This window comes from Arthrobacter sp. 2RAF6 (genome assembly GCF_052115205.1).
Taxonomy (GTDB): Bacteria; Actinomycetota; Actinomycetes; order Actinomycetales; family Micrococcaceae; genus Arthrobacter.
In genome coordinates this window covers 16,907-41,529 of record NZ_JBFRGF010000004.1, presented here as the reverse complement: position 1 = coordinate 41,529, position 24,623 = coordinate 16,907, and the positions used below count along the sequence as shown (strand labels likewise).

Sequence of the window (24,623 nt, the reverse complement as noted above, 5' to 3'; positions counted from 1 at the left end):
GATTGGTGGGACAATTACTAGGTGACGCCGCCACTCCTGGCGGTCAGCCGCTGGCGATTGCCACGTAGTCCTAACAAGGAGCACCGGTTTTGACAATGGTTTCCACCCCCGCGTGGGGAGATGCCCAGGTTTCCGCACTCGATGACGATGAAGTGCGTCGCATCCGTAACGACTTCCCCGTTCTTGAGCAGGAAATCAATGGCAAACCGCTGGTCTACCTGGATTCGGGAGCTACCTCGCAGAACCCCCGGAGCGTGCTCGAGGCTGAGCAGGAATTCTATGAACAGCGGAACTCGGCCGTCCATCGCGGCGCGCACCACCTTGCTGTAGAGGCCACGGACGCCTTCGAAGACGCACGTGCCACCGTGGCACATTTTGTGGGCGTGCAGGACGATGAGCTGATCTGGACCGCCAACGCCACCGCGGGGCTGAACCTCCTGGCCTATTCGTTTTCGAACGCCAGCGTAGGCCGGGCGGGTGGGGAAGCCGGGCGCTTTGCCCTCAAACCGGGCGACGAAGTGCTTGTCACCGAAATGGAACACCACGCCAACCTGATCCCGTGGCAGGAACTGTGCCGGCGGACCGGAGCGAGCCTACGTTACATTCCCCTCGACGACGCAGGTGCGCTGCGTCTTGAGGAAGCAGCACGCCTCATGAGCGCGCGCACCAGGATCCTGGCCTTCACCCACACTTCAAACGTGCTCGGTAATATCAACCCCGTGGACGTGTTGGTCGCAATGGCACGGGAAGTGGGCGCCTTGGTGGTCCTGGACGCCTGCCAGTCCGCGCCGCACCTACCCTTGGACTTCAAGGCCCTGGATGTGGACTTCGCCGTATTCTCCGGCCACAAGATGCTGGGGCCCACGGGAATCGGCGCGGTCTATGGCCGCAGCGAATTGCTCAATGCCATGCCACCGTTCCTGACCGGCGGTTCCATGATCACGACCGTGACCATGGAAGAAGCCCAATACCTGCCTGCCCCCCAGCGCTTCGAGGCCGGAACCCAGGCTATTTCGCAGGCTGTGGCCCTCGCTGCCGGAGCAAACTACCTCAGCGAAACAGGAATGCACCGGATCGCTCTTCGTGAGGCGGAGCTCGGCCAAAGGCTGGTCAGGGGCCTCAGCGCCATCGAGGGCGTGCGTGTGCTGGGCCCCGGGCCGGGGGAAGAACGGACCGGGCTTGCCGCGTTCGACGTCGCCGGAGTGCACGCGCACGACGTCGGGCAGTACCTCGACGAGCTGGGTATCGCTGTGCGGGTGGGCCACCATTGTGCCCAGCCCTTGCACCGCAGGCTGGGCTTGAGCGCCTCCACGCGGGCCAGTACTTACCTGTACACGACATTCGAGGAAGTCGACCTGTTGGTTGATGCGGTTGCCCAGATCAGGCCCTACTTTGGCGTAACGGCCGGAGCCACATCGTGAGCGGCCTGGACTCCCTGTACCAGCAACTGATCCTGGAGCACTCCAAGACCCGCAGCGGCGGAGACCTTGCCAAGCTTCCGGCTGCCGCAACGGGCGACCCCGCCACAGGTCAGAGCCACCAGCTCAATCCTATTTGCGGGGACGAAATCACCCTCCGGCTGAGTCTTGGCACCGCCGGAGACGGACAGGCCGTCACGGAAATCCATTGGGACGGTGACGGCTGTGCCATCTCGATGGCGTCGGCGTCCATACTCAGTGAAATGGCACCGGGCATGTCCCCGGTATCCCTCCGCCACACGATCGATCACTTCCGGGAATTGATGCGTTCGCGCGGCAAGCTGGAAGCGGATGAGGAGCTCCTCCAGGACGCCGCCGCCTTGGCCGGGGTTGCCAAATATCCTGCCCGGGTAAAGTGCGCCATGCTCGCATGGGTGGCTGCGGAGGACGCGCTGCGCCAGGCCGAGGCGAGCCAAGGGGTGTCCCGGGCTCTCTAACGCGGGTGGGTGGAGGTCGAGTACCGTCCACTCTATTTCACGCAGCGGTCCGGACTTAGCCTCGAAGCATGATTATCCTGGAGAGCAGGCGCGAATGGCGCCGGAGCCAGCATCGGGTCCGCCGGGCGGAATTCGTGGTTGTGGGATTGTTGCTCGTCCTCGTCGCCGCGACAATTCTCGCCGCCGTCGCCGGACTGGTGCAGTAAGGGCCGAATGCTCCAACGCAGCCATGCTGCGGCATTCACGGCTGACTATTTATCGCTTGGAAAACCGTACGGCAAAGAAAAGCTCGGACCCGCAAAACCGGTCCGAGCTTTTTTGTACCGTTGGCTTTGTCATCGCATCATTTGGGTACCGCTGCGATGAACACCGAAATCGTCATGAGACCGAGAATTGCCCAAACAAAGAACAATGACCAGTTCTTCTCTTGGGCTCTCCTGTGGGCCCCATGCCACACTCGTTCCATACTATTCGCGTCCATAGCAGCAAGGTATTCCTGCCGATACCGCCCAAACAGCGTGCCAACCACCCAAATTGAAAGCGGCATTACTCCAATTAAAATGCGGGCTACTCGTATGCGGCCCCGGCACTTCAGGCGCGGGTAAAAACGTCAGGCACGCCGTCGCCGTCGTCGTCCCTTTGTTCCTCCAGCGCCACGCTGCGGTAGTGCCGGTTACGGGCTTTGAGTACGACGGCGGCAAGGACCGCCGCGGCGAGGGAACCTGCCAGGATGGCCACTTTCGCGTGGTCATCGTGCGGGGAACCGGTGCCGAAGCCCAGCTCGGCGATCAGGAGGGAGACGGTGAAACCGACGCCCGCCAGCATGGCGAGTCCAGCGACGTCGATCCATGCCAGACCGTCATCCAGCCGCGCGCGGGTGGTCTTTGTGATGAGGAATGTGGTGCCGAACACTCCCGCCGTCTTTCCCACCACGAGGGCCAGGACGATGCCAACCGCCACGGGATCGCGCAGGGCGGCTCCCAGTCCCTCAGCCCCGCCCAAAGCCACGCCGGCGGAGAAGAACGCGAAAACAGGAACCGCAAAGCCGGCGGAGAAGGGACGCAAACGGTGTTCGAAGGTTTCGGCGAGCCCGGCGGCAGGCTCACCCTTCTTGCCTGAGGCCACGACCGGCACGGCGAAACCGAGCAGGACCCCGGCCACGGTGGCGTGGATTCCCGAGGCGTGGACGAATGCCCAGGTGGCGGCAGCCAAAGGGAGTAACAGGTACCAGCTCCGGACGCGTTTCTGGACCAGGAAGGTAAAGAGCGCCAGCGGCACGGCGGCGGCCAGCAGCATGAAGGGCTCGAGTCCGCTCGAGTAGAAGAACGCGATGATGCCGATGGCAATCAAGTCGTCCACCACCGCCAGTGTCAGCAGGAAGGTCCGCAATGCCGCGGGCAAATGCGTGTTGATGACTGCAAGGACGGCCAAAGCGAAAGCGATGTCAGTGGCGGTAGGGATGGCCCAGCCCTTGAGTGTTTCCGTGCCCGAGCCGAGGTTGATGACCACGTAGATGAGAGCGGGAAGGACCACACCGCCTACTGCTGCAGCGACCGGGACGATCGCTTTGGCTGGATTCCGCAGTTCCCCGGCCACGAATTCACGCTTGAGTTCCAGTCCCGCGATGAAGAAGAAGACGGCCAGAAGTCCGTCGGAGGCCCAGTGGCCCAGACTCAATTCAAGATGCCAGGGAGCGTAGCCGATTTTGACCTCGCGCAGTGCGAAGTAGCCATTGGAAAGGGGCGAGTTTGCCCAGACGAGCGCGGCCACCGTGGCGGCGAGCAAAAGCGCGCCACCCACGGTTTCAGCGCGGAGGATAGCCAGGATCCGTTGGTACTCGGGGAAGCTGGAGCGGCTGAAAACCCTGGACGGGGCAGCGGGGTGCGGGCGGTTCGCCATGTGGCTCCTTGGGGAGTTTGGGCTCGACAAAACTGTTGCCGACCAGACTTCCCGGCGCACCCGCATTCCATTTTACCCGAGGCCCCCCAACTGGCTCGCATTTATTGTCGTTATGAGGCGTCAAAACGACAACAAATGCGGGGGCCCACGCCGCCAGGGTTCCCTGGCCGAGCTTGCGAGGCGAGGGTGGCGGTGGGGACAGTTGGGGACGGAAGGGGCGTTACGCGAGCAGCGCCGTGATCCCGATGACCGCGGTCGCGAGTCCGAGCACCATCGAGATAGTGACCAGCACGACGTGGACGCTGAGGAACTTCGTGGCTTTCCCGTTGGCGTCGCGGGTACGGGGGTCCGACATGACCCGGCGCAGGAACTGTGGCCACACGATGAGGGACCACGCACCCGCGACGATCAGCACAATCGAGAGCCAGGCTGCCAGCTGCACGCTAGTGGCTTTCGAGCCAGGCCTGGGCCTGCTGGGACTGGATGTTCAAGGCCTTGCCCACCATCGGTTCGGCTGCGTCGGCGATCTTGCCGCCGAGGAACGGTACCGACGACGTGACGGCACCTTCGAGCTCGACGCGGGTGTTGCCGCCGTCGGCCACGAGGCGCTGCGCTGCGGTGACATCCAGCGGGGCGCCCGAGATCTTCAGGGAGATGTTGCTGGTCCGGGAGCCATCGGCCGTCGGGGCGTCCCACTTCTCGGTCTGGGTGACCGTGAGCTTCTCGCCCACGAACTTGCGGGCGATCTCCGGGAGGCGCGTGGTGGGCAGGGTGCGGACCGTGATGGTGGTGAAGGCGCCGGAGGTGTCGCCGTCGATCTGGAATGATTCCAAAGTGCCGCCGACATACTCGCTCGTGTGGCGCAGGAAGTCTTCGTCGATGAAAGTAGCGGCTACGCGGTCAACGCCGTAGGGCAGGGTGGTGGATGCGTTCAGGGCCATGGGTGTCCTCCGTGAATATCTCGGTTGAAAGCTCTTGCGGCTCCCAAACATCCTACGGTGTGGTCGGGGTAGGCTAGGAACGCCCCGGGATTCGAGAGAATTTCGGGTTTTCGTGCTGCCGTCCCCTATCCGACTTCCCTCTCCCGAGGAGTGCCATCAATGAGCCCCAAAGGCCAACCGTCTGCGGTCAACTCCGGAATCAGCCCTGCCGGCACGGTCCCATCGCTTGATGGATTGCGGCGTGCCCTGGGTGAGGACCGGACGTTCGCGCGGGTCAGGCCCGAGGCGTCACGGGCCTTCAGTGAACGCAGCAGCGACTACCAGATCAGCGCGCCAACCGGCTTGAGGGCGGCTCTGCTGGCGGAGATGGCGGACGGCCTCGCGACCCAAGATCTTGAAGACAACGCTGTGGTGTTGGCTGTGACGGCCACGGGCCGCGAAGCCGAGGACCTCACCGCGGCCTTGGCCGCCTATCTTCGCGCGGACTCGGTGGCGGCCTTCCCGAGCTGGGAAACCCTGCCGCACGAACGGCTCTCCCCGCGCTCGGACACGGTGGGCCGCAGGCTCTCAGTCCTTCGCCGCCTGGCCCACCCGGAGAGCTCGACGGCGGGTCCCCTGCGGGTGGTCGTGGCGCCGGTTCGCGCCGTGGTCCAGCCGGTCGTGGCAGGCCTGGGAGAACTGGTCCCGGTGACATTGAAGGTGGGGCAGGAAATGCCCTTCAGCGACGTGGTACGCCGCCTTGCCGATGCTGCCTATTCGCGCGTGGACATGGTTACCCATCGTGGTGAATTCGCCGTCAGGGGCGGTATTTTGGACGTTTTTCCACCCACCGAGGACCACCCGATCAGGGTGGAATTCTTCGGCGACGAGGTGGACCAGATGCGCTGGTTTGCGGTGGCAGACCAGCGTTCACTCTCCGGCCCGGCCGTGCACCACCCCAGCGAATTGCACGCCGCGCCTTGCCGGGAAATCCTCATCACGCCGTCGGTCATGTCCCGCGCCGCTAAGCTCAAGGCCGAGATGCCAGCCGCCGCGGACATGCTGGAAAAGATCGCGGGCGGGATCGCCGTCGAGGGTATGGAGTCCTTGGCCCCGGTCCTGGTAGACGCCATGGTGCCTTTCGTGGACCAGCTGCCGGCCGGTTCGATCGGTGTGGTCATCGAACCGGAGAAGGTCCGCACGCGTGCGCATGACCTCGCGGCCACCAACGAGGAGTTCCTTGAGGCGGCCTGGTCCACGGCGTCCGACGGCGGGGCGGCGCCCCTCGACCTCGACTCAGTATTGGGCTCCCAAGCCGCTTCAGCTTTGCATGCGGCGAGTTTCCAATCCTTGACGGACACCCGGAGTGCGGCGCTGGCCCACGGTGTCTCCTGGTGGTCCATCACGTCCTTGGCGACGGACGAAGAACTGGTCCTCGACATCGACGTCCTGAACCTGCACGCCCGTGAACCGCGCGGCTACCAGGGCGACGTCGCCGAGATGCTCGAATTCATCGGTTCCCACGTGCGGGACCAATGGCGCATCGTGGTGGCCACGGACGGACCCGGGCCTGCCCAGCGTCTCGCCGAGTTGTTCCATGATGCTGATATTCCGTGTTCCCGGGTCGACTCCCTGGCCCACGAGCCCCAGGCCGGAATCATCGAGGTGACCACTGCCGCCGTCGGACGCGGTTTTGTCTTGGACGGCCTCAAGCTGGGGCTGCTCACGGAAGCGGACCTCTTGGGCCGCACCTCGGCCGGGTCCACGAAGGACATGCGGCGCATGCCCTCCAAACGGCGCAACGCCGTCGACCCCCTCCAGCTGCACGCCGGTGACTTTGTGGTCCACGAACAGCACGGGATCGGGAAGTTCGTGGAGCTGATCCAGCGCAAGGTGGCTGGCTCATCTGCCGGTCCCTCAGGGGGAGACGCCGGTCTTCGCGAGTACCTCGTGCTCGAGTACGCGGCGTCCAAGCGCGGTGCTCCCGGCGACCGGCTTTTCGTGCCGACGGACCAGCTGGACCAGGTGACCCGCTACGTCGGGGGCGATACGCCGTCGTTGAGCAAGATGGGCGGGGCGGACTGGGCGAGCACCAAGTCCAAGGCCCGCAAGGCCGTTAAGGAAATCGCGGGCGAGCTCATCAGGCTGTACTCCGCCCGGATGGCCTCGCGCGGGCATGCTTTCGCTCCGGACACGCCGTGGCAGCGGGAGCTTGAGGAAGCCTTCCCGTATGTGGAGACGCCGGACCAGCTCACCACTATCAACGAGGTCAAGGCCGACATGGAACGCGAGATCCCCATGGACCGGCTGGTCTCTGGCGACGTCGGCTATGGGAAGACCGAAATCGCGGTGCGGGCTGCGTTCAAGGCGGTACAGGACGGCAAACAGGTCGCAGTTCTGGTTCCCACCACGCTGCTCGCCCAGCAGCACTATGAGACGTTCACCGAGCGCTTCTCCGGGTTCCCTTTGCGCGTCAAGCCGCTGTCACGGTTCCAAGGTGCGAAGGAAGCCAAGGAGACCATAGAGGGAGTCAAGAACGGCTCCGTGGATGTGGTCATTGGCACGCACCGCCTGCTGTCCAAGGACTTCGAGTTCAAGGATCTCGGCTTGGTGATCGTCGATGAGGAGCAGCGCTTCGGTGTGGAGCACAAGGAAGCGCTCAAGAAGATGCGCACCAACGTGGACGTCCTGGCCATGAGCGCCACTCCCATCCCGCGTACCTTGGAGATGTCCCTCACGGGTATCCGCGAAACGTCCACGCTGGCCACGCCGCCGGAGGAGCGGCACCCGGTGCTGACGTATGTTGGCCCTTTCACCAACAAGCAGACCTCAGCGGCGATCCGGCGTGAACTCATGCGCGAAGGCCAGGTGTTCTTCGTCCACAACCGTGTGTCCTCGATCGAGCGCATCGCCGCCCAGATCCGGGAACTTGTCCCGGAGGCCCGCGTTGAAGTGGCGCATGGACAGATGTCTGAGAGCCGCCTGGAAAAGATCATCGTGGACTTCTGGGAGAAGCGCTTTGACGTCCTGGTCTGCACCACCATCATTGAGACCGGCCTGGATATTTCCAATGCCAACACGCTGATTGTGGACGGCGCGGACAAATACGGCCTCTCCCAGCTTCACCAGCTGCGTGGCCGCGTGGGCCGTGGCCGTGAACGCGCCTACGCCTACTTCCTGTACCCCTCCGAGAAGCCCCTGGGCGAAGTGGCGCTCGAACGGCTCAAAGCCGTCGCGGCCCACAACGAGCTCGGAGCGGGTATGCAGTTGGCCATGAAGGACCTCGAAATCCGCGGCGCCGGCAACCTGCTGGGTGGGGAACAGTCCGGGCACATCCAAGGGGTCGGCTTCGATCTGTACATCCGGCTGGTCGGCGAAGCCGTGGCCGAGTACCGCGGCGAGGCTGAAGAGAAAGCCGCCGACATGAAGATCGAGCTGCCCGTCAATGCCCACCTGCCCCACGACTACGTGCCCGGCGAACGCCTGCGGCTGGAGGCCTACAGGAAACTGGCCGCGGCCATCACCAACGAGGCCATCGACGAGGTATTGGCTGAACTCGTGGACCGTTACGGTGAGCCGCCGCTGCCCGCGAAGAACCTGATCGCCGTCGCCCGCTTCAGGGTGGGTGCCCGCGAAGCCGGACTGTCCGACGTCGCTCTCCAGGGCAACTTCATCCGATTCTCGCCTGCCCAGCTGCCCGAATCGAAGGTCATGCGGCTCAACCGCATGTACCCGGGCTCGCAGATCAAACCGGCCCTCGACGCCGTGCTGCTCCCCAAGCCCAAGACGGCGAGGATCGGCGGCCGCGACCTGCAGGACGCCGAGATCCTTGAGTGGGCCAACACCGTGATCGAAGCTATCTTCTCGGCTTCGCCGACGTCCAGCGCTTCGCAGACCGCAGGCTAAGCGATGATGGGAGGACACCACGCCGCGTCCGGAGCCGCGGCGTGGATAGCTATCGCTTCAACCGGCCCGTACGCCTTGGGCTGGTACCCGCTGGACGCCACTGGAATCCTCATCGGAGCGATGACGACGGCGGGAACTGCTTTGGTGTGCGATTGGGACCACCGCTCGAGCACCATCGCCCACTCGCTGCCGCCGCTGTCCAACGTGATCGCCGTCGGGATCGAGAAGGCCAGCGGCGGGCACCGCCAGGGAACCCATTCATTGTTGGGCGCCTCGGCTTTTGTGGTGCTCGCCGCCATGGCCGCCCAGTTCCAGCTGGATACTCCCGTGGGTCGTTTGTCCTTGGGCGCCGGGCTGTTGTGCATGTTCATGATCAACCTGGCCGCCAAAGCCCTCAAGCTGTTCCCGAATACCGGGTGGATCGCCAACTGGGTCTTCGCTCTTGCCATGGCCGGGCTGGTCACGTGGTTCGCCCCGCACCAGTGGAGCTGGCTGCCCTTGTCCATGCTCACCGGCGTTGCAGTCCATATTGTGGGCGACATGATCACCACCGGGGGAGTGCCGCTGCTGTGGCCCATCGTCATCAAGCCGCCGAAGTTCTGGCGCAAGCTGCCCCTGGTCAGCGGGATCTGGCGGGCCAACGGCGCATTCTCCATCCCGTTGCTAGGCAAAGCCGGCTCGCGGCGGGAATGGCTCGTCCTGATTCCCGTGAGCGGTTACGCCATGGTTGGCCTTGGCCTGGCGGCGTGGGCATTGGTCCGAAACCAGTGGCCGGCGCTCCTGGCCCTCATGTTGGGGGTGGGTAGATGACGGTGGACTTTAGAAACTGCCGGTTCTGACGCCGGGGCGCCCGGCGTCAGAACCCTGTCTTACTTGCAGAGGTAAACGGCGTTGTGCCGAGGGCGTTCCCGGCGAGGTCAGTGAGGCCCGCGACCGGCGTGTAGGACGGGAATCCAGCGGTGACGCCGGTGGACACCGTACCGGTCTTGGCTCCGAGGACGATGGTGAGCTTGGAGGTCGCCGGATCCCATTGAACAGTCGACTTGTTGCTTCCGTTACCCTGGAACGATGCCGTCCCCGAGCTGATATAGCTTCCGCCCAAGGTCACTGTCCCGATGTTGAGGGTGGTCGTGCAGGAACCGCTGGTGACCGTCAGTGTGTCGTTGGATCCGTTGTCATGGAGGGTGACCACCACGTCGCCGTTGCCACTCAGGCTCTGAGTTCCTGTGTTGCTCCAGTTGGCGCAGAACTTCGTGGCGTCGATGCGTTCCGAATAAGTGATGACCACGGAGTCTCCGCCGTCCGCGGTTCCGTTACCGTTACCGTTCGTCAGTGCGACCCCTGTAACCGTTGGCGCCACGACGTCCTTGGTGCTGCTTGCTGTACCCGCGGCGCTGACATTGCCGGCCGGGTCCGTGGCTGTTGCCGAGAAACTGATGGCACCAGGGTTGAGCGTGCCCAAATTGAGTCCACTGAACGACCATGCTCCCGAGCCATTGGCCGTGACAGTTTGGCTGACCGTGTGCGTGGGGGTGCCGACGTCCGTGACAGTAAGGCTGACTGACGCTCCGGCGTCGGACGTTCCGCTGACCGGGACACTGGCCACGTTGGCACCGTTCACATAGGCGGGAGCGTTGACCACCGGAGTGGCGGAAACCGTGTCCTTCGTGTCCGTCGCGGTCGCAGTGGCGCTGGCGTTGCCGGCCGCATCGGTGGCGGTCACCTGGTAGGCGGCCGTGCCCTGGTTCAGCGCCGTGAGGTTGAGTGCAGTCGTGGACCATGCACCGGTTCCGCTGGCCGTCACGGTTTGTAGCACCGTGTGGGCTGAACCGGGGTCCGTGACGCTCAGCGCAACCGTTGCGCCCGGCTCGGCGGTGCCGCTGACGGGGACGTTGGCCACATTGGCGCTATTCACGAATGGTGGAACGCTGATCGTCGGTAGTCCGGGGGCGAGCGTGTCCTTGGTTTTGGTAACCGTGACCAAAGCCCCGGTATTACCGGCGGCGTCGGTAGCGGTTGCAGTGTACGTGACGGCGCCCTGGTTGAGCGAGGACAGGTTGAGCCCGGTTGTGGACCAAGCACCGGTGCCGCTGGCCGTTGGAGTCTGCGTCACCGAATGGGCGGCCCCGGCGTCGGTGACGACTAGCGTGACTGCCGCGCCAGCCTCGGCCGTGCCGCTGACCGGCACGTTGGCAACGTTGGTGCTGTTGACGTACAGCGGGGCGGAGATCGTCGGAGCGGCCGGGGCGAGCGTGTCCTTGATGCTGGTGACGGTCACCGTGGAGCCGGTGTTGCCCGCAGCGTCGGTGGCTTTGGCGGCATACGTGACGGTGCCTTGGTTCAGGGAGGTCAGGTCGAGACCGGTTGCCGTCCACGCTCCGGAGCCGTTGACTGTCACTGTCCGTGCCAGCGTGTGCGCGGCACCGGGATCGGTGATTGTAAGGGTCAGTGTTGATCCGGGCTCAGCTGTGCCGTTGACCGGGACAGCGGCAACGTTGGCACTGTTCACGTACGTGGGCACAATGATCGAAGGTGCGCCGGGTGCCACCGTGTCGATCTTGATCGCAAGATTCTGGGAGGTGCTGGCGTTGCCTGCGTTGTCCGTCGCGAAATACGACACGACATGCGTTCCGTCGCCACTGACGGTGACGGATGCGCTGGCGGCGTTCACCGTGGTCTGGCTGCCGGAATCAACGGCGTAGGTGATCGACGCGACGCCGGAGCCGCCTGCGTTGTCCTGGGCTGTGAGGTTGACGATGACAGGGCTGCTGTTGTTGAAGCCGGACGCGTTGGGCGTCGGGGAAATGGACGCAACGGAGGCCACCGGCGGCGTGCTGTCACTGCTGACGGCATCACTGCGAGGGCTTTCAGTGCCGGTCCAAAGTGCGATGACCGGTGTGACAGTGTAGAACCATATTCCTCCGGGGACGTTGTGTTCGGCACAGCTGGCGACCGTAACGGTGCCCGCGCAGGCGCCTGTCGCAGGGGTCTTGGATCCGCCCGTGGCCGCGTTGTACCGGGCCACGGTGTAGCCGGTAACAGCGTGGCCCCCCGCCGTCGTACCAGGTATCCAGCTCACTGAGATATCGGCGCCAGTGGCAGAGGCGGATGGCTTGCTTCCAGGCATGACGGCGTCCCCAGCGGCAGCGGCGAAGTTGCTGCTGCTGATGGACTGCCAGAACGCGTAGGCCGCCGAACCGATGCCGGACACCAGGAGGATTCCGATCAGTACCCACGGCGCACGAGTCCTCAGCCAGCTGGCGGCGCGGGGCATATGGGGCCGCGGTTGAATGCTCATTTTCGGACCGCCAACGTGACTGGAAGGTGGAAGGTGGAGCCCTGGCAGGCCGACTGCGAGGTTGCAGCCATACCTGCCGCTCCGGGAAGAGTGACCAATGCGGTCGAATTCGCTGCGATGGAAACAGTCGGGCTGAGTGGACCGGGGGAGCCGGTGAAGGTGATGCCCGTGGTGGTGCAGGAAGGATGCGCGGTGTCGGAGGTGACGGGTCCATTGCCCGTGACGCTGTACACCTGGACCGGGTAGGGGTTCGGGTTGGTCACCCGCAGCACTACGTCGGCAGTCCCGCCGGGGATCAGCGTCGACGCCGGGCCGTCTCCGGGAACGAGCGCGTCCACGGTGACGGTTTGCATGTCGCCGGCGGCGGCGGAGCCGCTTGCGGAGCCGCTCGTAGTCCAATATGCATACGCCGCCGCCGTACCGAGTGCCAGGGTGAGCGCGCCTGCCAGGAATGCGGCCTTGACGCCCCGGCCCCCGCTGATCTTCAGCCATCCGTTGGAAGTCATCTCAGTTACCCTGTCCCGTCCCCGAGTAGGAAAGCTGGAGGGTGGCGCCTTTGCAACCGTCCTGGTTGAGCGAGCTATTCAGCATTTTTATCTGCGGCCATTGAGCTGCCGGAATTCCGCTCCCTGATAGCGAGGAATTGCCCGGCGGGGCGGTGATCGGATAGCTGCCGCTGAATTGGGTCACCGCGTAGTCCGAGGGATTGCACGGCCGGTTGTTCGCCGTGGCTTGTGCGGTCCGGGTGATTCCCGTGACGGAAACGGTCAGGCCGGTGACGTTGAGGTTGGTGTTGCCCGGGTTTGCCAACTGGAGATCAATCGACACGCCGTAGCCCGGCGCGAGAAGTCCCGCGGGGCCGCCTGAGATGGTGAACGGTTGGTGCTGGCCGGCGGTCACCGTCAAGGAAACGACGACGACGGCGGAGGCTACAGTTCCGCTGCTGCCCTTGAGGCTGAGGGAGTAGGTGCCCAAGGGCGTGGCGGATGTAGTGGACACGTTGAGGGTCGCTGACCCTGATCCGGATCCGACGGCTACGGCGGCGGGAGAAAACGATGCCGTGGCACCTGTCGGCAGCCCAGTGGCCGACAACGAGACATTCCCGGAAAACCCGCCGGTAGGCTGGACAATGACGTTGAAGCTCGCCGACGTTCCCTGGGTGGCGGACCTGCTGGTGGGTGCAAGCTGCAGCGTGATGCCCTTTTGGGCGGCTTGATTGTTGCTTGCGGCGAGCACTACGCCTGACGTAAGGGTCACCACTAGAAAGCCTGCCAAGAGCAGCAGGGCTCCTGCGCGTACGGTGCGAATTGGCGAGCGGAAGAACTCCGGGATGCTCGGCACCTGTGCCTCCTTTGGGTTTCTACGTGGTTTTTGGAATGACCGGACAGCACAAGCTGGTGGGCCATTGCAGGCCCACCAGCTTGACGGCTAGAGGCTGCCGACGGTTACCGTGATCGTGGCGCCCTTGCAGGAATCCTGATTGGCGGGATCGTTGAGGAAGGTCAGGGTTCCGCTGCCGACGGACGTGGCGGATGAATTCGGCGCGACGGCGGAATTCGACGTCACGGCCGTGACCGTAAACCAGGATGCGAGGCAGTGTGTGGGGTCGCTGGTGGATACCGTAGCCGAGAGCGCCCCGACCACCGTTCCGGTGTTGCTGGAATTGTCGGCCGTATACGCCACCGAGGTGTCGTTGCCCGGTGCGAGACCAGCATTGAACGTTGCGTGAAGGCTGACCGTGCCCCCGCCGGACGAGTTGGCCGCCGCTCCGGACCCGGTTCCGGTGGTGGTCCAGTAAGCGTACGCAGCTCCGCCGCTTGCTGCGACGAGGGCAACTGCTGCTGCCGCCGCGTAGACTTTTCCTTTTTTGCTCAATTTGCGCATGAGTGAGACTCCTTTTTGAATTGGTATTCCCCAGAACAGGCGACAGCGGCAACGAATTCGAAATTTCCAACCCTTGCTTCGATTGCCCATTCAATCGATGACCAAATGTTGGCATGGGCCGTGTTTAACTAACAACGAGTGGTGTTACCCGTCTTTCGCGCTCCAATACGAGTGGTACTACTTGGCCCCGGTCGTGGAGCCACATTTAAACTACTGTGGCCCCGGACTAAAAAGTCCGGGGCCACAGCTTTTGCAGTTGGTTGTTAGCTTTCGCCAGCCGAGTTGGAGCGGCCGAGGACGGTCTGCGGGATCCAGAAGGCGAGGCCAAAGAGGACCAGGCAGATGGCCATCGGCCACGTGTTCTGCAGCGTCAGGTAAGTCAGGGAGTAGATGGCGCCGAGGAACAGGACCATGCTGATCACAAAGAGCAGAATGCTCTGGCCCAGCGGGTTCTCTTTTTCGATGGGCTGGCTGGCGTTCTGGGACATGCTTTCCTCCTCGGCCCCGGGGGGCTCAAAAACTATGGCGGCTGCCGGGAAAATCAATACGCGGATGAACCTTGTCCACCTTTGACGATAGCGATTCCGGAGCTCGCACCGATACGTGTTGCACCAGCAGCAATCATAGCCTGTGCGTCGGCCAGGGAACGTACTCCACCGGAGGCCTTGACGCCGAGATCCGGGCCCACTGCCTTGCGCATGAGGGCCACGTCTTCCACCGTGGCGCCGCCACCGTTGAAACCGGTTGAGGTCTTGACGAAGTCTGCTCCGGCCTCCACGGATGCCTCGCAAGCCAGGACCTTCTGCTCGTCGTTCAGCAGGGCAGTCTCGATGATGACCTTGAGGATGGCTCCGCCCGCGTGGACCGCCTCCGCTACGGTCGTGATGTCATCCACCAATGCGCCTTTGTCCCCGGCACGGGCCGCGGCGATGTTGATCACCATGTCGACTTCATCCGCACCGTCCAACACGGCTCCGCGTGCTTCGAAAGCCTTGACGTCGCTGGGAGTGGCGCCCAGCGGAAAGCCGACAACCGAGCAGGTAAGCACTCCGGAACCCTTGAGGGCCTTCGTCACGGTCTTGACCCAAATCGGATTGACGCACACCGACTTGAACTTGTACTCGGCCGCCTCGGCACAGACTTGGCGCACTTCGGCTTCGCTGGCCTCTGGCTTGAGAAGAGTGTGGTCGATGAATGAAGCGATGCTTGCACTATTGTCCAGTGCGGTGGAGGCTTCGTTGCTCATGGAGGTCCTTCCGTGGCGGGCCCGGTGTGCCGCAAGGGTCGCGGCTCGTCAAATGACCATCTTGCCACACTGCCCCGCCGCCGTGGAGGCTCCCTCAGGGGGCCCGGCGGCCCGGGTATTCGGCCCCTGAGCCTGCCCCCAGCCCGCCTCAGGCCGCGGCGGCGGAGCGTGCGGAACGCGGGGACTGTGTGGGACCGGAATTGCGGAGCTTGGCGTCTTCCTCAAGCCGGGCGGCGCAGTGTGCCGCTGCGGCATTCGAGGAGAAGACGAGCCCAAGGCGCATGCCCTCCCGCGAGGCGGCGTCGCCGATCGCCCAGATGCCGGACACCGAAGTGGCGAAGTCGCGCCCCACCCTGATGCCGCCGTCTGGAGCTGTTTGCAGGCCTGCACTTTCAGCGAGCCCGTTCCGGGGGAGCCGTTCCTCTGCGAGCACCACAAGATCGCCGTTCATGCTGCTCCCGTCCTCGAAGACGATCCCGGTAGCCGGCAGGACCGAACCGGCGACGGAAGGCATGACGGCAGCTGGACGCAAGGTGGTACGGACAGGCCGGACTCCGCGGGCACGCAGGACCGCCTCGGCTTGGCCGGCTGCCGGACCGGTCCCAACCAATATTCCCAGCGGACGACGTCCCAGGACCTTGGTGATGTCCTTGACCGCGGTGCCGATCTCCTCGGCGTCGTCGATCGTGGAGTAGCTGAGGCCGCGTGCTGCGCCTTGGACCGGCGGGTACATGGGGGAGGACCCGGTGGCAATCACCAGCTGATCGTAAGGGAACTCGAGGCCTTCGGTGGTCGTCACCGTGCGGGCCTGGACATCGATGAAGCTCGCGGCCTGGCCGAAACGCACGGAGACCTGGGGGAGGGCGGCTATCTCCAGCAGCGCATCGGGGCACTCGTCGCGGTTGCTCAGGACCGTGATGGTGCCGTGGAACGCTGCCGTTCCCGGCTGTCGCGAAGTAGCGCTACTGCCTGTCAGTTGGCGGACCAGGGCCTGGGCTGCGGGCCCGGCTCCTGCGATGACGAGGTGGATGGAGCCTGCGGACGGGGTGTTGGACATGGTGGGTCCCTTCGCTGAACTGAGCTGTGGTGGATGTTCCTGTGCCCAGCGTAGGCGCGGGGTTTTTCGGTGGTGTTTCCCCGTTGTTGCCATTTGGCGGGGACCCGTTCCCTGATGGTTACCAGTCGGTAATGAGCTGGGTCACATGGGGGCGGGGGCCGTTGAATTGCGGACAACCAACTCGGGCGTGAGGCGCTTGTCCGCCATCGGAGCGTCGGGATCATTGAGCCGCTCCATCGCCACTGTTCCGGCGATGCGTCCCAGTTCCACCGCGTGGAGGTCGACCGACGTCAGGTCGATACCGTGAAGCCGGCCGGACCGTGAATTGTCATAGCCCACCAGCGACAGGTCCCCGGGAATGGCCAGGCCCCTGGCGTAGGCGGCTTCGCGTGCCGCTAAGGCGAACTGGTCATTGTGGGTGAAAATTGCTGTCGGACGGTCCACGGAGTCAAGCAGTTCGGCGGCGGCGCGCTGTCCGGCATCTTGTGTGAAGTCGTCTGCCGGCACGGTCCAAGGAACAATGCCGGCGCCGCGCATTGTTTTCTCATAGCTTCTTCGGCGGACCGTATGGCCGTCATAATCGGGTCCGCCAAGGTGGGCGATCCGGGTGTGTCCGAGGCTGAGGAGGTGTTCGGTGGCGGCACGGGCGCCGGCGTCGTCGTCCGAATACACGCTGTCGACGCCGGGGACCGGCCTCGCGACGCTGACGATGGGGACCATTTGGGCCAGTTCCCGCACTCGTTCGTCCGGATCCAGCAGCGTTGCGGCGATGATGATCCCCACCCGTGCCTCGATCAGCGAGTCCACGGCTCCCGGATCCATGCCGTCGATAGTCTGGGAGACGCTCAGGATGAGCCGGTTGCGGGCCTGGGGGAGTGACATCCTTACGCCGCTGAGGATGTCGGCATAGACCTCGTTGTGGATGTCCATCAAATAGAGCCCGACGGCGGAGCGATGCTTGCGCGCCAGATCGGCGGCGGCCGCGTTGGGCCGGTAGCCGAGACGATTTGCCGCGTCGAAGATGGCCTGTTTGGTCTCGTCGCTGACACCGGGAGCATCTCGGAAGGCGAAGGACACGAGCGTCCGGGAAACTCCGACTTCGCGAGCCACATCGCTCTGTGTTGCGGGACGGAGTTGCCGGTCAGGACCCATGCCCTCATCTTCCCATAGTGAAGAAGCCTCAATTAAGTCATTTGTTAGTTTGACCTTACATTTGGGTCTTTCGCGCGTTAGTCTGGTGTTCAGAGCGGGTGTATGACCCGCACCACAAGACAAAGGAGTCCTGATGTCTGCTACTCAAAATCACGGCAGTGCCGGCAGCGCAGTCGCGCTTCCACCTTTGACCAACGGCCCGCATCGTAAGCGCCTTGGCCTGGTCGCCCTGATCGCCACCTTCGGTGGCCTGCTGTTCGGTTATGACACGGGTGTCATAAATGGCGCCCTGAGGCCAATGACGGCCGAACTCGCGCTCACGCCGTTCACCGAGGGCATCGTTGCCAGCTCGCTCGTCTTCGCGGCGGCACTAGGCGCGCTCTCGGGCGGACGCATCTCCGACGGGTGGGGGCGCCGCAAGACGATCATCCTGCTGGCGGTGCTGTTCTTCCTCGGCACCTTGGTGTGCGTGTTCACACCGAGTTTCGGTGTGCTCGTCGTCGGTCGCATCCTGCTCGGCCTCGCCGTGGGTGGCGCCTCGGCGGTGGTCCCGGTGTTCCTGGCGGAGATGGCACCGTATGAGATCCGCGGCTCCCTGGCGGGCCGTAACGAGCTCATGATCGTCGTCGGCCAACTGGCGGCCTTCGTCGTCAACGCCATCATCGGCATCGTGTGGGGCGACGTCCCCGGTGTGTGGCGCATCATGCTTGCGGTCTGCGCGTTGCCGGCGATCGCGCTGTTCTTCGGCATGCTCCGAGTGCCCGAGTCCCCGCGCTGGCTCGTGGAGAAGGGCCGGCACGATGAGGCCCTCGCGGTGTTGCGGTCCGTCCGCTCCGAGGACCGGGCGCTTGCGGAGCTCGGTGAGGTCGAGAACGTCGCCAAGGAGGAGCAGGAGAGCCAACAGATCGGCTGGCGTGCGGTCTTCAGTAACAAGAACCTGTTCCGCATTCTGCTCGTGGGCATCGGCCTCGGTGTCGCCCAACAGCTGACCGGCATCAACTCGATCATGTACTACGGACAGACGGTGCTCGTCGAGTCGGGCTTCAACGAGAGCGGCGCGCTCATCGCGAACATCGCGCCCGGCGTGATCGCGGTGGTCGGCGGGGTCATCGCCTTGTCGTTGATGGACCGGATCGACCGTCGCAAGACCTTCATCCTCGGTCTCACGCTGACTACCAGCTGCCACCTGCTCATCGGGTTCGCCTCAATGATGTTGCCCGTGGGCAACCCGATCCGCCCGTACGTGATCCTCTTCCTGGTGGTTGCCTTCGTCGGGTCCATGCAGACGTTCCTGAACGTGGCGGTGTGGGTCTACCTGTCGGAGGTGTTCCCGCTGCACATGCGCGGCTTCGGTACCGGCGTCTCGATCTTCTTCCTCTGGGTCGTGAACGGGTTCCTTTCGCTGTTCTTCCCGTCGCTGGTCGCGGGGGTCGGGATCACCGGCACCTTCTTCCTCTTCGCCGTCGTCGGGGCGCTGGCCCTGATCTTCGTCATCAAGCAGGTCCCCGAAACCCGCGGCCGCACCCTGGAAGCACTAGAGGAAGACGTCACCACCGGTGCCATCTACCTGGTCCACAAGAACCAGGTACCGGTCGGTTCGTAGCGATTCGCGCCGTCGCCTCCTACTTCGCTCTCCTCAGCATCGTGACCGCAAGGGGCGACACCGTGGCCGCCGAGCAGGCTGTGAAGAACCTGTTCGGCGGCCATGGCTGCCGTCAGCGCTGAACGATCGCGCCAACAACGTCTGTCTGCGGGTGCGGAGCGGATTCGACGGCGGGCCATCGGACGGCCGGCGCGCCGGAGCATCATTGACGCTACGTGGATACTGGGATACCGTCTCTTGGAAACGTTTCCATGCGCTTTCTGGCTATGTCAAGGGGGACACAGCAAATGAAGATCCGTATCCTGGCAAGACGGGCCAGACGCATGAAGTCGCACGCAGCGGCATCCCTTGCGATCGCCCTCGTCGCGGGGCTGATCGGCCCGGCCCTTGTGGCGCAGCCGGCCTCCGCGGCTGGCCCCATGGCCAACCCCGCGGCATCCGTCAACACCTTCATCGGCACCAAGGACGAAGGGAACACCTTCCCCGGTGCGTCGGCGCCGTTCGGCATGGCCCAGGTGAGTCCGACTGGCAAACATTTCGCGGGCTGGCAATACGACGACACGACGGTTCGGGGCTTCGGTCATTCCTACCTCTCGGGCGCCGGATGCTGGGAACAAGGCGGTCTGCTTTCCGTGCTCCCCACGACCGGCGAGGTCGGCCCCGGCAAGGCGTTCGACACCTCCAACGGGCGCACCTTCGATCACACCCGATATGCCGCGACCCTTACCCATGACGGCGAGATCGGTACCGCCGGCTACTACAGGACCAGGCTCACCTCCTCCGGTGGAATCGACGTCGAAGCCACCGCATCCACCCGCGTCGGGGTGCAGCGATACACCTTCCCCGCGACCGGCAACGCCAATGTGTTCCTCAACACCGGCCAGGCCAATCAAACTCTCAAGGTGAAGAACTCCTCGATCACGATCGTCGGTGACCGCACCGTCGTCAGCGAGATCCGCGTGCAGGGATTCTGCTCGGGGAAGGACTTCGAGTACACCACCTGGTTCGCTACGAGGTTCGACCGGCCTTTCGCGTCCTCGGGAACCTGGAATGAGACCGGCGGCATGCCAGGATCGACCGCCCAGCCATCCGGGGCCGGGCAGAAGGGCGCCTGGGCGAGTTTCGACACCCGCGAGAACCGCACGGTTCAGCTCTCGACCGGACTCTCCTTCACGGGCATGGCCGGTGCGATCGCCAATCTCGCGGAGGAGGGACTCGATGACAACGGGGCCATCATCCCTTTCGAGGCCGTCAAGGATGCGACGGTCGCGGAGTGGAACACCGAACTTCGGAAAGCCACCACCTACGGGGGCACCGCCAACGACAATGTCACCTTCTACACAGCGCTGTACCACGCATTCCTCCAGCCCATCACCTCGACAGACGTCGATGGCCGTTACCGCGGCTTCGACGACAAGAACCACGTGGCGGACGGCTGGACCTACTACCAGTGGTTCTCGCTGTGGGACACCTACCGCTCACAGAACCAACTGCTCGCCATGCTGCAGCCGGAACGCGCGCAGGATATGGCCAGAAGCGTTCTAACGATTCAGCAGCAGGGTGGCTGGCTGCCGCGCTGGGCGTATGCGAACTACGAGGCCAATGTCATGACGGGCGATCCGGCTTCCCCTTTCCTCGCCGACCTCTGGCGGTTCGGGGCGGTGCAGGGCGGGGTAACGCTCGGCGCTGGGGACACCCTGTCCGGCACGGCGGTCGAACTCGATGAGAAACTTCTGCTCGCGGCGCTGCTGGAGAACATCGACACTGCGCCTCCCGCCGGGAGCCAGTTCGCCGGGCGCTCCGCTATCGCCGACTACATCGCGAAGGGGTACGTGCCCACCAACCGCTGGGCCCCGAAGAAGGGCATGGACACCGACGAACACCACGGCGGTTCGGCGACCATGGAGTACGCGGTCGGCGATTGTGCCGTCTCGCTCGTCGCGGAGGGATTGGGCGACAACGCCACGGCTGTGCGTCTTGCCTCTCGTGCGAGCAACTGGAAGAACGTGTGGAACCGGGCCGCGACCGAGACTGGATACACAGGCTTCCCGCGCGAGAGAAACGCCGACGGCAGCTGGGGCGGCAACACCGGGGGATTCCTGGAAGGAACGGCGTGGCAATACCAATGGCTTGCCTGGCAGGACGCGGACGGACTCGCGGAGGCAATCGGCGGAGTCGATCAGGCCATCAGCCGCCTCGACAAATTCTTCGACATTGGACGTGTCTTCACCGATCCGTCCGGTGCCGCGAGGGGATCCTGGGTCACCGGAGCGCTTGACTACAACCGGATCGAGTACAATCCGAACAACGAACCGAACCTGCATGCTGCGTGGATGTATAACTTCTATGGGGAACCCGCGAAGGCGTCGGCGGTGAACCGGGCGGCCCAAACTCTTTTCACCAACAAGCCGAACGGTGTCACCGGAAACGACGATCTCGGAACCATGTCGGCATGGTACGCCTTCTCGGCGCTCGGCATGTATCCTTCGGTTCCCGGTTCCGGTGATCTGCTGTTGCACGCTCCACGCTTTCCGCGGCTGGACCTCGACTTCGGTGACACGACTCTGACCATCAAGGCAGACGGCGCCGATGGATCGAAACTGCAGTACATCGACGGAGTCTCGTTCAACGGCACTCCCCAAACCGCGAGCTACAGCAACTGGGATCGGTTGAAGAAGGGCGGAACGCTCGAGGTGACGCTCACCGCCGACGCATCCACGACCTGGGGAGAGGCTAGCGCCGACCGCCCGAAGGCTCCGTGCTCGTCGGTCGTCGACGAGGTTGCGCCAACGGTGCGGTTGAACACGGCGCCGGTGACTCCGGCATCCGGCTGGCATACCGTCGGGGTCACCGTTTCGGCGACCGCGGATGACAACGACCCCCGGACGCCGAGCGTCGAGACTCGTCTCGACGGCGGCGAGTGGCGGCCATACGCCACGAAGATCCTCTTCGCTGAGGATGGCGTTCACATTCTCGAGGCGCGCGCGATCGACAAGGCCGGCAACATCTCGGAGATCGCACGCGCGCGTGTGGCAATCGACATGACCGCTCCCGTGACCACGGTTCAATTGCCCGTCGCCGATGCGAAGGTCACGACGGTCAAGCTTGTGTTCGATGCGGAGGACGCCCTCTCCGGCGTTGCATTCACCGAGTATCGAATCGGCGAAGAGGAGTGGAGTAGGGCGCCCGCGGACGGGGTGAACTTCGACAAGGCCGGAAGCCATTCTGTCTCGTACCGCTCGACAGACCGCGCAGGCAACGTGGAAGCGGCGCGATCACTGACTGTGACCGTCCGAGACGGCGGTACCGACCCCGTGGTCACGACGACTCTGACGAGGGACGGCGGGCTCGCAACGACAGGATTCAGCATGGCCGGGCTGGGGCTGCTCGCCACGCTGCTCGTGTTCACCGGAGCCGTGATCGCGATCGTTATCCGGCGCCGTCGAGCCTGATCCACATCCCGTCGGGCCCGCGGTGCGACATCGCGGCCCGACGGCCGGGGGGCGGGTTTGGCACGTGACACTCGAGGGCTAGACCCGGAGCCGGTAACCCCGTTTGACCACCGTTTCCACGAGCCTTCCGTCCGGCAGCGAGGAGCGCAAACGGCTCACCGTCATGTCCAGGGCATGGACCGAGCCGCGCAGTTCCAGAAGATCGGAAAGCGCCTCGCGGGACAGCACGGCGCCCCCGGCTCCCAAAAGCGCTCGCAGCAGGAGCAGCGGAGCCGGGGCCAGTTCCACCACGGAACCATTGACCTTCAAACAGCGGCCGCGCAGTTCAATATGCCCTGCGGGGGTGTCGAGCCGGCGCACATGGTTCAGGGCCAGGTGTTCGGTGACGAGCCGGATGAGCGCGCCCATGCGGTAGCGGTCCGGGATGAGCGGGGCGAGCCCGGCGTCGATAAGAGGCTGTGCGGTGACAGGCCCGACGGCGGCAACCGTCACCTGGGTCTTGAGGGCCTCAATCAGCTGGCGGTACAGGCCCATTTCGTGGGCAGTACTCCACATGGCGTCTACCGCGGGCGCGCTCGTAAAGGTGAGCACATCCAAGTCTCCACTGCAGGCAGCTTCGATCAGGCGCGGCAGCTTGTCTTCGCCGTCGGGCTTTACCCAGCGGTAAGGGGTGACGGTGAGGACCGTTGCGCCGGACATCCGGAGGCGTTCCAGCTGGCGGACGTCGGTGTAGCCGTGCAATTGCACGGCGACAGTCTTCCCCCGGACGCCTTCGTGAAGGAGCATGTCCACCAGTGTGGCAGTGGTTTCGTCACTGCTGATCCCGACGTCGGCAAGGCCTGCGGCGCGGACCGCACCGCGGGCTTTTGGTCCCCGCACGAACATGCGGCAGGCAGCCAGGACGTCGAGAAGTTGCTCGCCGATGCCGAAAGAGTCCGCGGCCTCACACCAGCGCCGCATTCCGTAGGCGGTCGTGGCGATGCAGATATCGGGTTTGGCCGCGATGATCGTTTTCGTGTCCTCGATGAGCGTAATGTCTTCCTGGACCGGAGCGATCTTCAAAGCCGGGGCGTGCAGCACGGAAGCGCCGCGCCGTTCGAGCGCCTCGATCAAGTCGCGTGAACGCCTGTGTGATGTCACCCCGATGCGGAAACCGTCCAGTGGCGCATCGTCGTTTGGTACGGGGGTCGCCAACGGCGAGCCTGCATCGATGGAATCAAGCGCATTCAACGTAGTCATGTGTGTTCTTTCAGGCTTCAAGGAGGGAAGCCGCGAGGAGGTTGAGGTCTGCGGTGGCTTCGGCGTGAGTGCGGTTGGCTTCCGCCACCCGGACCACTTCGCCAATGACCAGGACGGCCGGGTTGGTGCAGCCAGCGGCCGCCGTTTCGATGGTGCCGAGTTCGGCGATGGTAGTGCGTTGTCCGGGGCGGTAGCCGCGTTCGACGACGGCCATGGGCATTGCGGGGTCCATCCCGGCCCGGCGGAGCCCTGCGGCGAGTTGGGGGAGGGTTCCGATGCCCATGAGGACCACGATGGTCCCGCCGAGCCCGGCCAGGTGCGTGTGCTCCTTTTCGGTCAGCGGTGCGTGGCCCGAGACAACCGTGAACATGTGGCTGACCTCGCGGTGCGTTACCGGAATGCCGGCGGCGGCCGGGACCGAGATGGCGCTCGTGATGCCCGAGATGACGCGGACAGGGATGCCCGCCTGCACGCACGCGCTGACTTCTTCGCCGCCGCGGCCGAACACATAAGGATCACCGCCTTTGAGCCGGACCACGTTCTTCCCGGCCAGGGCGGCGTCGACCATGAATTTTTCGATGTCGCATTGGGCTACTTTGTGGTGCCCGGGGCGCTTGCCGACGTCCACCATTTCCGCGGACGTCAATTGCGCCAGTTCAGCGTAGGGGGCGAGCCGGTCGTAGAAGACGACGTCGGCGTCCCGCAGCGCATTGACCGCGCCTGTGGTCAGCAGATCGATGGTGCCGGGACCGCCGCCGACCAAGGTGACCTGGCCTGGCTCGCCTGCAGGCGGTTCGCTGGCGACGGGGATCCCCGCTTTCCGGCAGCGTTCGAGCAGGGGTTCCCAACCGGGCTGGCCATCGTCGACGGCCGCGACCAGGAAGGGGCGTTCGGGCAGCGGGCCGTCAGCGTCGGCTCCGTCGGGGGTGCTGAGCCGATGGACGACGGCGCCGGCGGCTTCGTAGCGCCGGACGGCCTGCCGCGCGGCGTGGGCCGAGCCTGTGACCAGAACGACGCGGCCTGTGAGGTCGATGGTGAGCTGCATGGCTTCT

20 protein-coding genes are annotated in these 24,623 nt (G+C 64.5%); 7 read left to right on the top strand and 13 right to left on the bottom strand.

Going from position 1 to position 24,623, the window contains the following annotated elements:
• The first annotated feature begins 89 nt into the window (after positions 1-89).
• The 3 genes from AB4Z38_RS03900 (at position 90) to AB4Z38_RS03890 (ending at position 2,121) form a co-directional block, all read left to right on the top strand.
• Positions 90-1,421: an aminotransferase class V-fold PLP-dependent enzyme gene (locus AB4Z38_RS03900; RefSeq protein ID WP_441428496.1), complete on the top strand. Its 1,332-nt coding sequence runs from the start codon at positions 90-92 to the stop codon at positions 1,419-1,421.
• Entirely contained in the window at positions 1,418-1,915 is a 498-nt protein-coding gene (gene sufU / locus AB4Z38_RS03895; RefSeq protein WP_441428495.1) for a Fe-S cluster assembly sulfur transfer protein SufU, read from the top strand. The genes AB4Z38_RS03900 and sufU overlap by 4 nt, the downstream gene beginning before the upstream one ends.
• Positions 1,916-1,983: 68 nt before the next feature.
• Positions 1,984-2,121: a hypothetical protein gene (locus AB4Z38_RS03890; RefSeq protein WP_441428494.1), complete on the top strand. Its 138-nt coding sequence runs from the start codon at positions 1,984-1,986 to the stop codon at positions 2,119-2,121.
• Between the two features lie 385 nt (positions 2,122-2,506).
• Here the strand turns inward: AB4Z38_RS03890 and nhaA are convergent, their stop codons facing one another.
• The 3 genes from nhaA to AB4Z38_RS03875 all read right to left on the bottom strand — a co-directional run bounded on the left by nhaA (position 2,507) and on the right by AB4Z38_RS03875 (position 4,755).
• Positions 2,507-3,814 (bottom strand): Na+/H+ antiporter NhaA, encoded by a 1,308-nt coding sequence (gene nhaA, locus AB4Z38_RS03885; RefSeq protein ID WP_441428493.1) that lies wholly within the window; start codon positions 3,812-3,814, stop codon positions 2,507-2,509.
• Between the two features lie 220 nt (positions 3,815-4,034).
• A complete protein-coding gene (locus AB4Z38_RS03880; RefSeq protein WP_441428492.1) occupies positions 4,035-4,256 on the bottom strand; it encodes an SCO4848 family membrane protein in 222 nt (73 codons plus the stop codon).
• A gap of 1 nt (position 4,257) precedes the next feature.
• A complete protein-coding gene (locus tag AB4Z38_RS03875) occupies positions 4,258-4,755 on the bottom strand; it encodes a DUF2505 domain-containing protein (protein WP_345449620.1) in 498 nt (165 codons plus the stop codon).
• Positions 4,756-4,914: 159 nt separating this feature from the next.
• Between AB4Z38_RS03875 and mfd the strand changes: the two genes are divergently transcribed.
• Positions 4,915-8,640, top strand: a complete 3,726-nt coding sequence (gene mfd / locus AB4Z38_RS03870) for a transcription-repair coupling factor (protein WP_441428491.1) — start codon at positions 4,915-4,917, stop codon at positions 8,638-8,640.
• A 3-nt stretch (positions 8,641-8,643) separates the two neighbouring features.
• Entirely contained in the window at positions 8,644-9,450 is an 807-nt protein-coding gene (locus tag AB4Z38_RS03865; protein WP_441428490.1) for a metal-dependent hydrolase, read from the top strand.
• A 46-nt stretch (positions 9,451-9,496) separates the two neighbouring features.
• Here AB4Z38_RS03865 and AB4Z38_RS03860 read toward each other — a convergent pair whose 3' ends face one another.
• From AB4Z38_RS03860 to AB4Z38_RS03825, 8 genes are all read right to left on the bottom strand, one after another.
• On the bottom strand, positions 9,497-11,938 hold the full coding sequence (locus AB4Z38_RS03860) for a beta strand repeat-containing protein (RefSeq protein ID WP_441428489.1): 2,442 nt from the start codon (positions 11,936-11,938) through the stop codon (positions 9,497-9,499).
• Complete coding sequence (locus AB4Z38_RS03855; RefSeq protein WP_441428488.1) at positions 11,935-12,444, bottom strand: hypothetical protein; 510 nt, start codon at positions 12,442-12,444, stop codon at positions 11,935-11,937. Before AB4Z38_RS03855 ends, AB4Z38_RS03860 begins: the two co-directional genes overlap by 4 nt.
• A 1-nt stretch (position 12,445) precedes the next feature.
• Positions 12,446-13,279: a COG1470 family protein gene (locus tag AB4Z38_RS03850; protein ID WP_441428487.1), complete on the bottom strand. Its 834-nt coding sequence runs from the start codon at positions 13,277-13,279 to the stop codon at positions 12,446-12,448.
• Between the two features lie 87 nt (positions 13,280-13,366).
• Positions 13,367-13,822, bottom strand: coding sequence for a hypothetical protein (locus tag AB4Z38_RS03845; RefSeq protein WP_441428486.1), 456 nt, complete (start codon positions 13,820-13,822; stop codon positions 13,367-13,369).
• A gap of 263 nt (positions 13,823-14,085) precedes the next feature.
• The gene (locus AB4Z38_RS03840; RefSeq protein ID WP_441428485.1) at positions 14,086-14,310 is read right to left on the bottom strand and encodes a hypothetical protein; all 225 of its coding nucleotides are present in this window, start codon (positions 14,308-14,310) and stop codon (positions 14,086-14,088) included.
• Between the two features lie 53 nt (positions 14,311-14,363).
• Positions 14,364-15,068 (bottom strand): deoxyribose-phosphate aldolase, encoded by a 705-nt coding sequence (gene deoC, locus AB4Z38_RS03835; RefSeq protein ID WP_441428484.1) that lies wholly within the window; start codon positions 15,066-15,068, stop codon positions 14,364-14,366.
• A gap of 148 nt (positions 15,069-15,216) precedes the next feature.
• Entirely contained in the window at positions 15,217-16,125 is a 909-nt protein-coding gene (locus AB4Z38_RS03830) for an FAD-dependent oxidoreductase (protein ID WP_441428483.1), read from the bottom strand.
• 141 nt (positions 16,126-16,266) lie between these two features.
• Positions 16,267-17,277, bottom strand: coding sequence for a LacI family DNA-binding transcriptional regulator (locus AB4Z38_RS03825; protein WP_441428482.1), 1,011 nt, complete (start codon positions 17,275-17,277; stop codon positions 16,267-16,269).
• Positions 17,278-17,410: 133 nt separating this feature from the next.
• On the opposite strand from AB4Z38_RS03825, the gene AB4Z38_RS03820 reads away from it, so the two are divergent.
• Entirely contained in the window at positions 17,411-18,880 is a 1,470-nt protein-coding gene (locus AB4Z38_RS03820) for a sugar porter family MFS transporter (RefSeq protein ID WP_441428481.1), read from the top strand.
• A gap of 287 nt (positions 18,881-19,167) precedes the next feature.
• Entirely contained in the window at positions 19,168-22,332 is a 3,165-nt protein-coding gene (locus AB4Z38_RS03815) for a GH92 family glycosyl hydrolase (RefSeq protein ID WP_441428480.1), read from the top strand.
• Between the two features lie 78 nt (positions 22,333-22,410).
• Here the strand turns inward: AB4Z38_RS03815 and AB4Z38_RS03810 are convergent, their stop codons facing one another.
• Entirely contained in the window at positions 22,411-23,571 is a 1,161-nt protein-coding gene (locus AB4Z38_RS03810; RefSeq protein WP_441428479.1) for a uroporphyrinogen-III synthase, read from the bottom strand.
• A 10-nt stretch (positions 23,572-23,581) separates the two neighbouring features.
• On the bottom strand, positions 23,582-24,616 hold the full coding sequence (gene cobA, locus AB4Z38_RS03805; protein ID WP_441428478.1) for a uroporphyrinogen-III C-methyltransferase: 1,035 nt from the start codon (positions 24,614-24,616) through the stop codon (positions 23,582-23,584).
• Positions 24,617-24,623 lie beyond the last annotated feature (7 nt).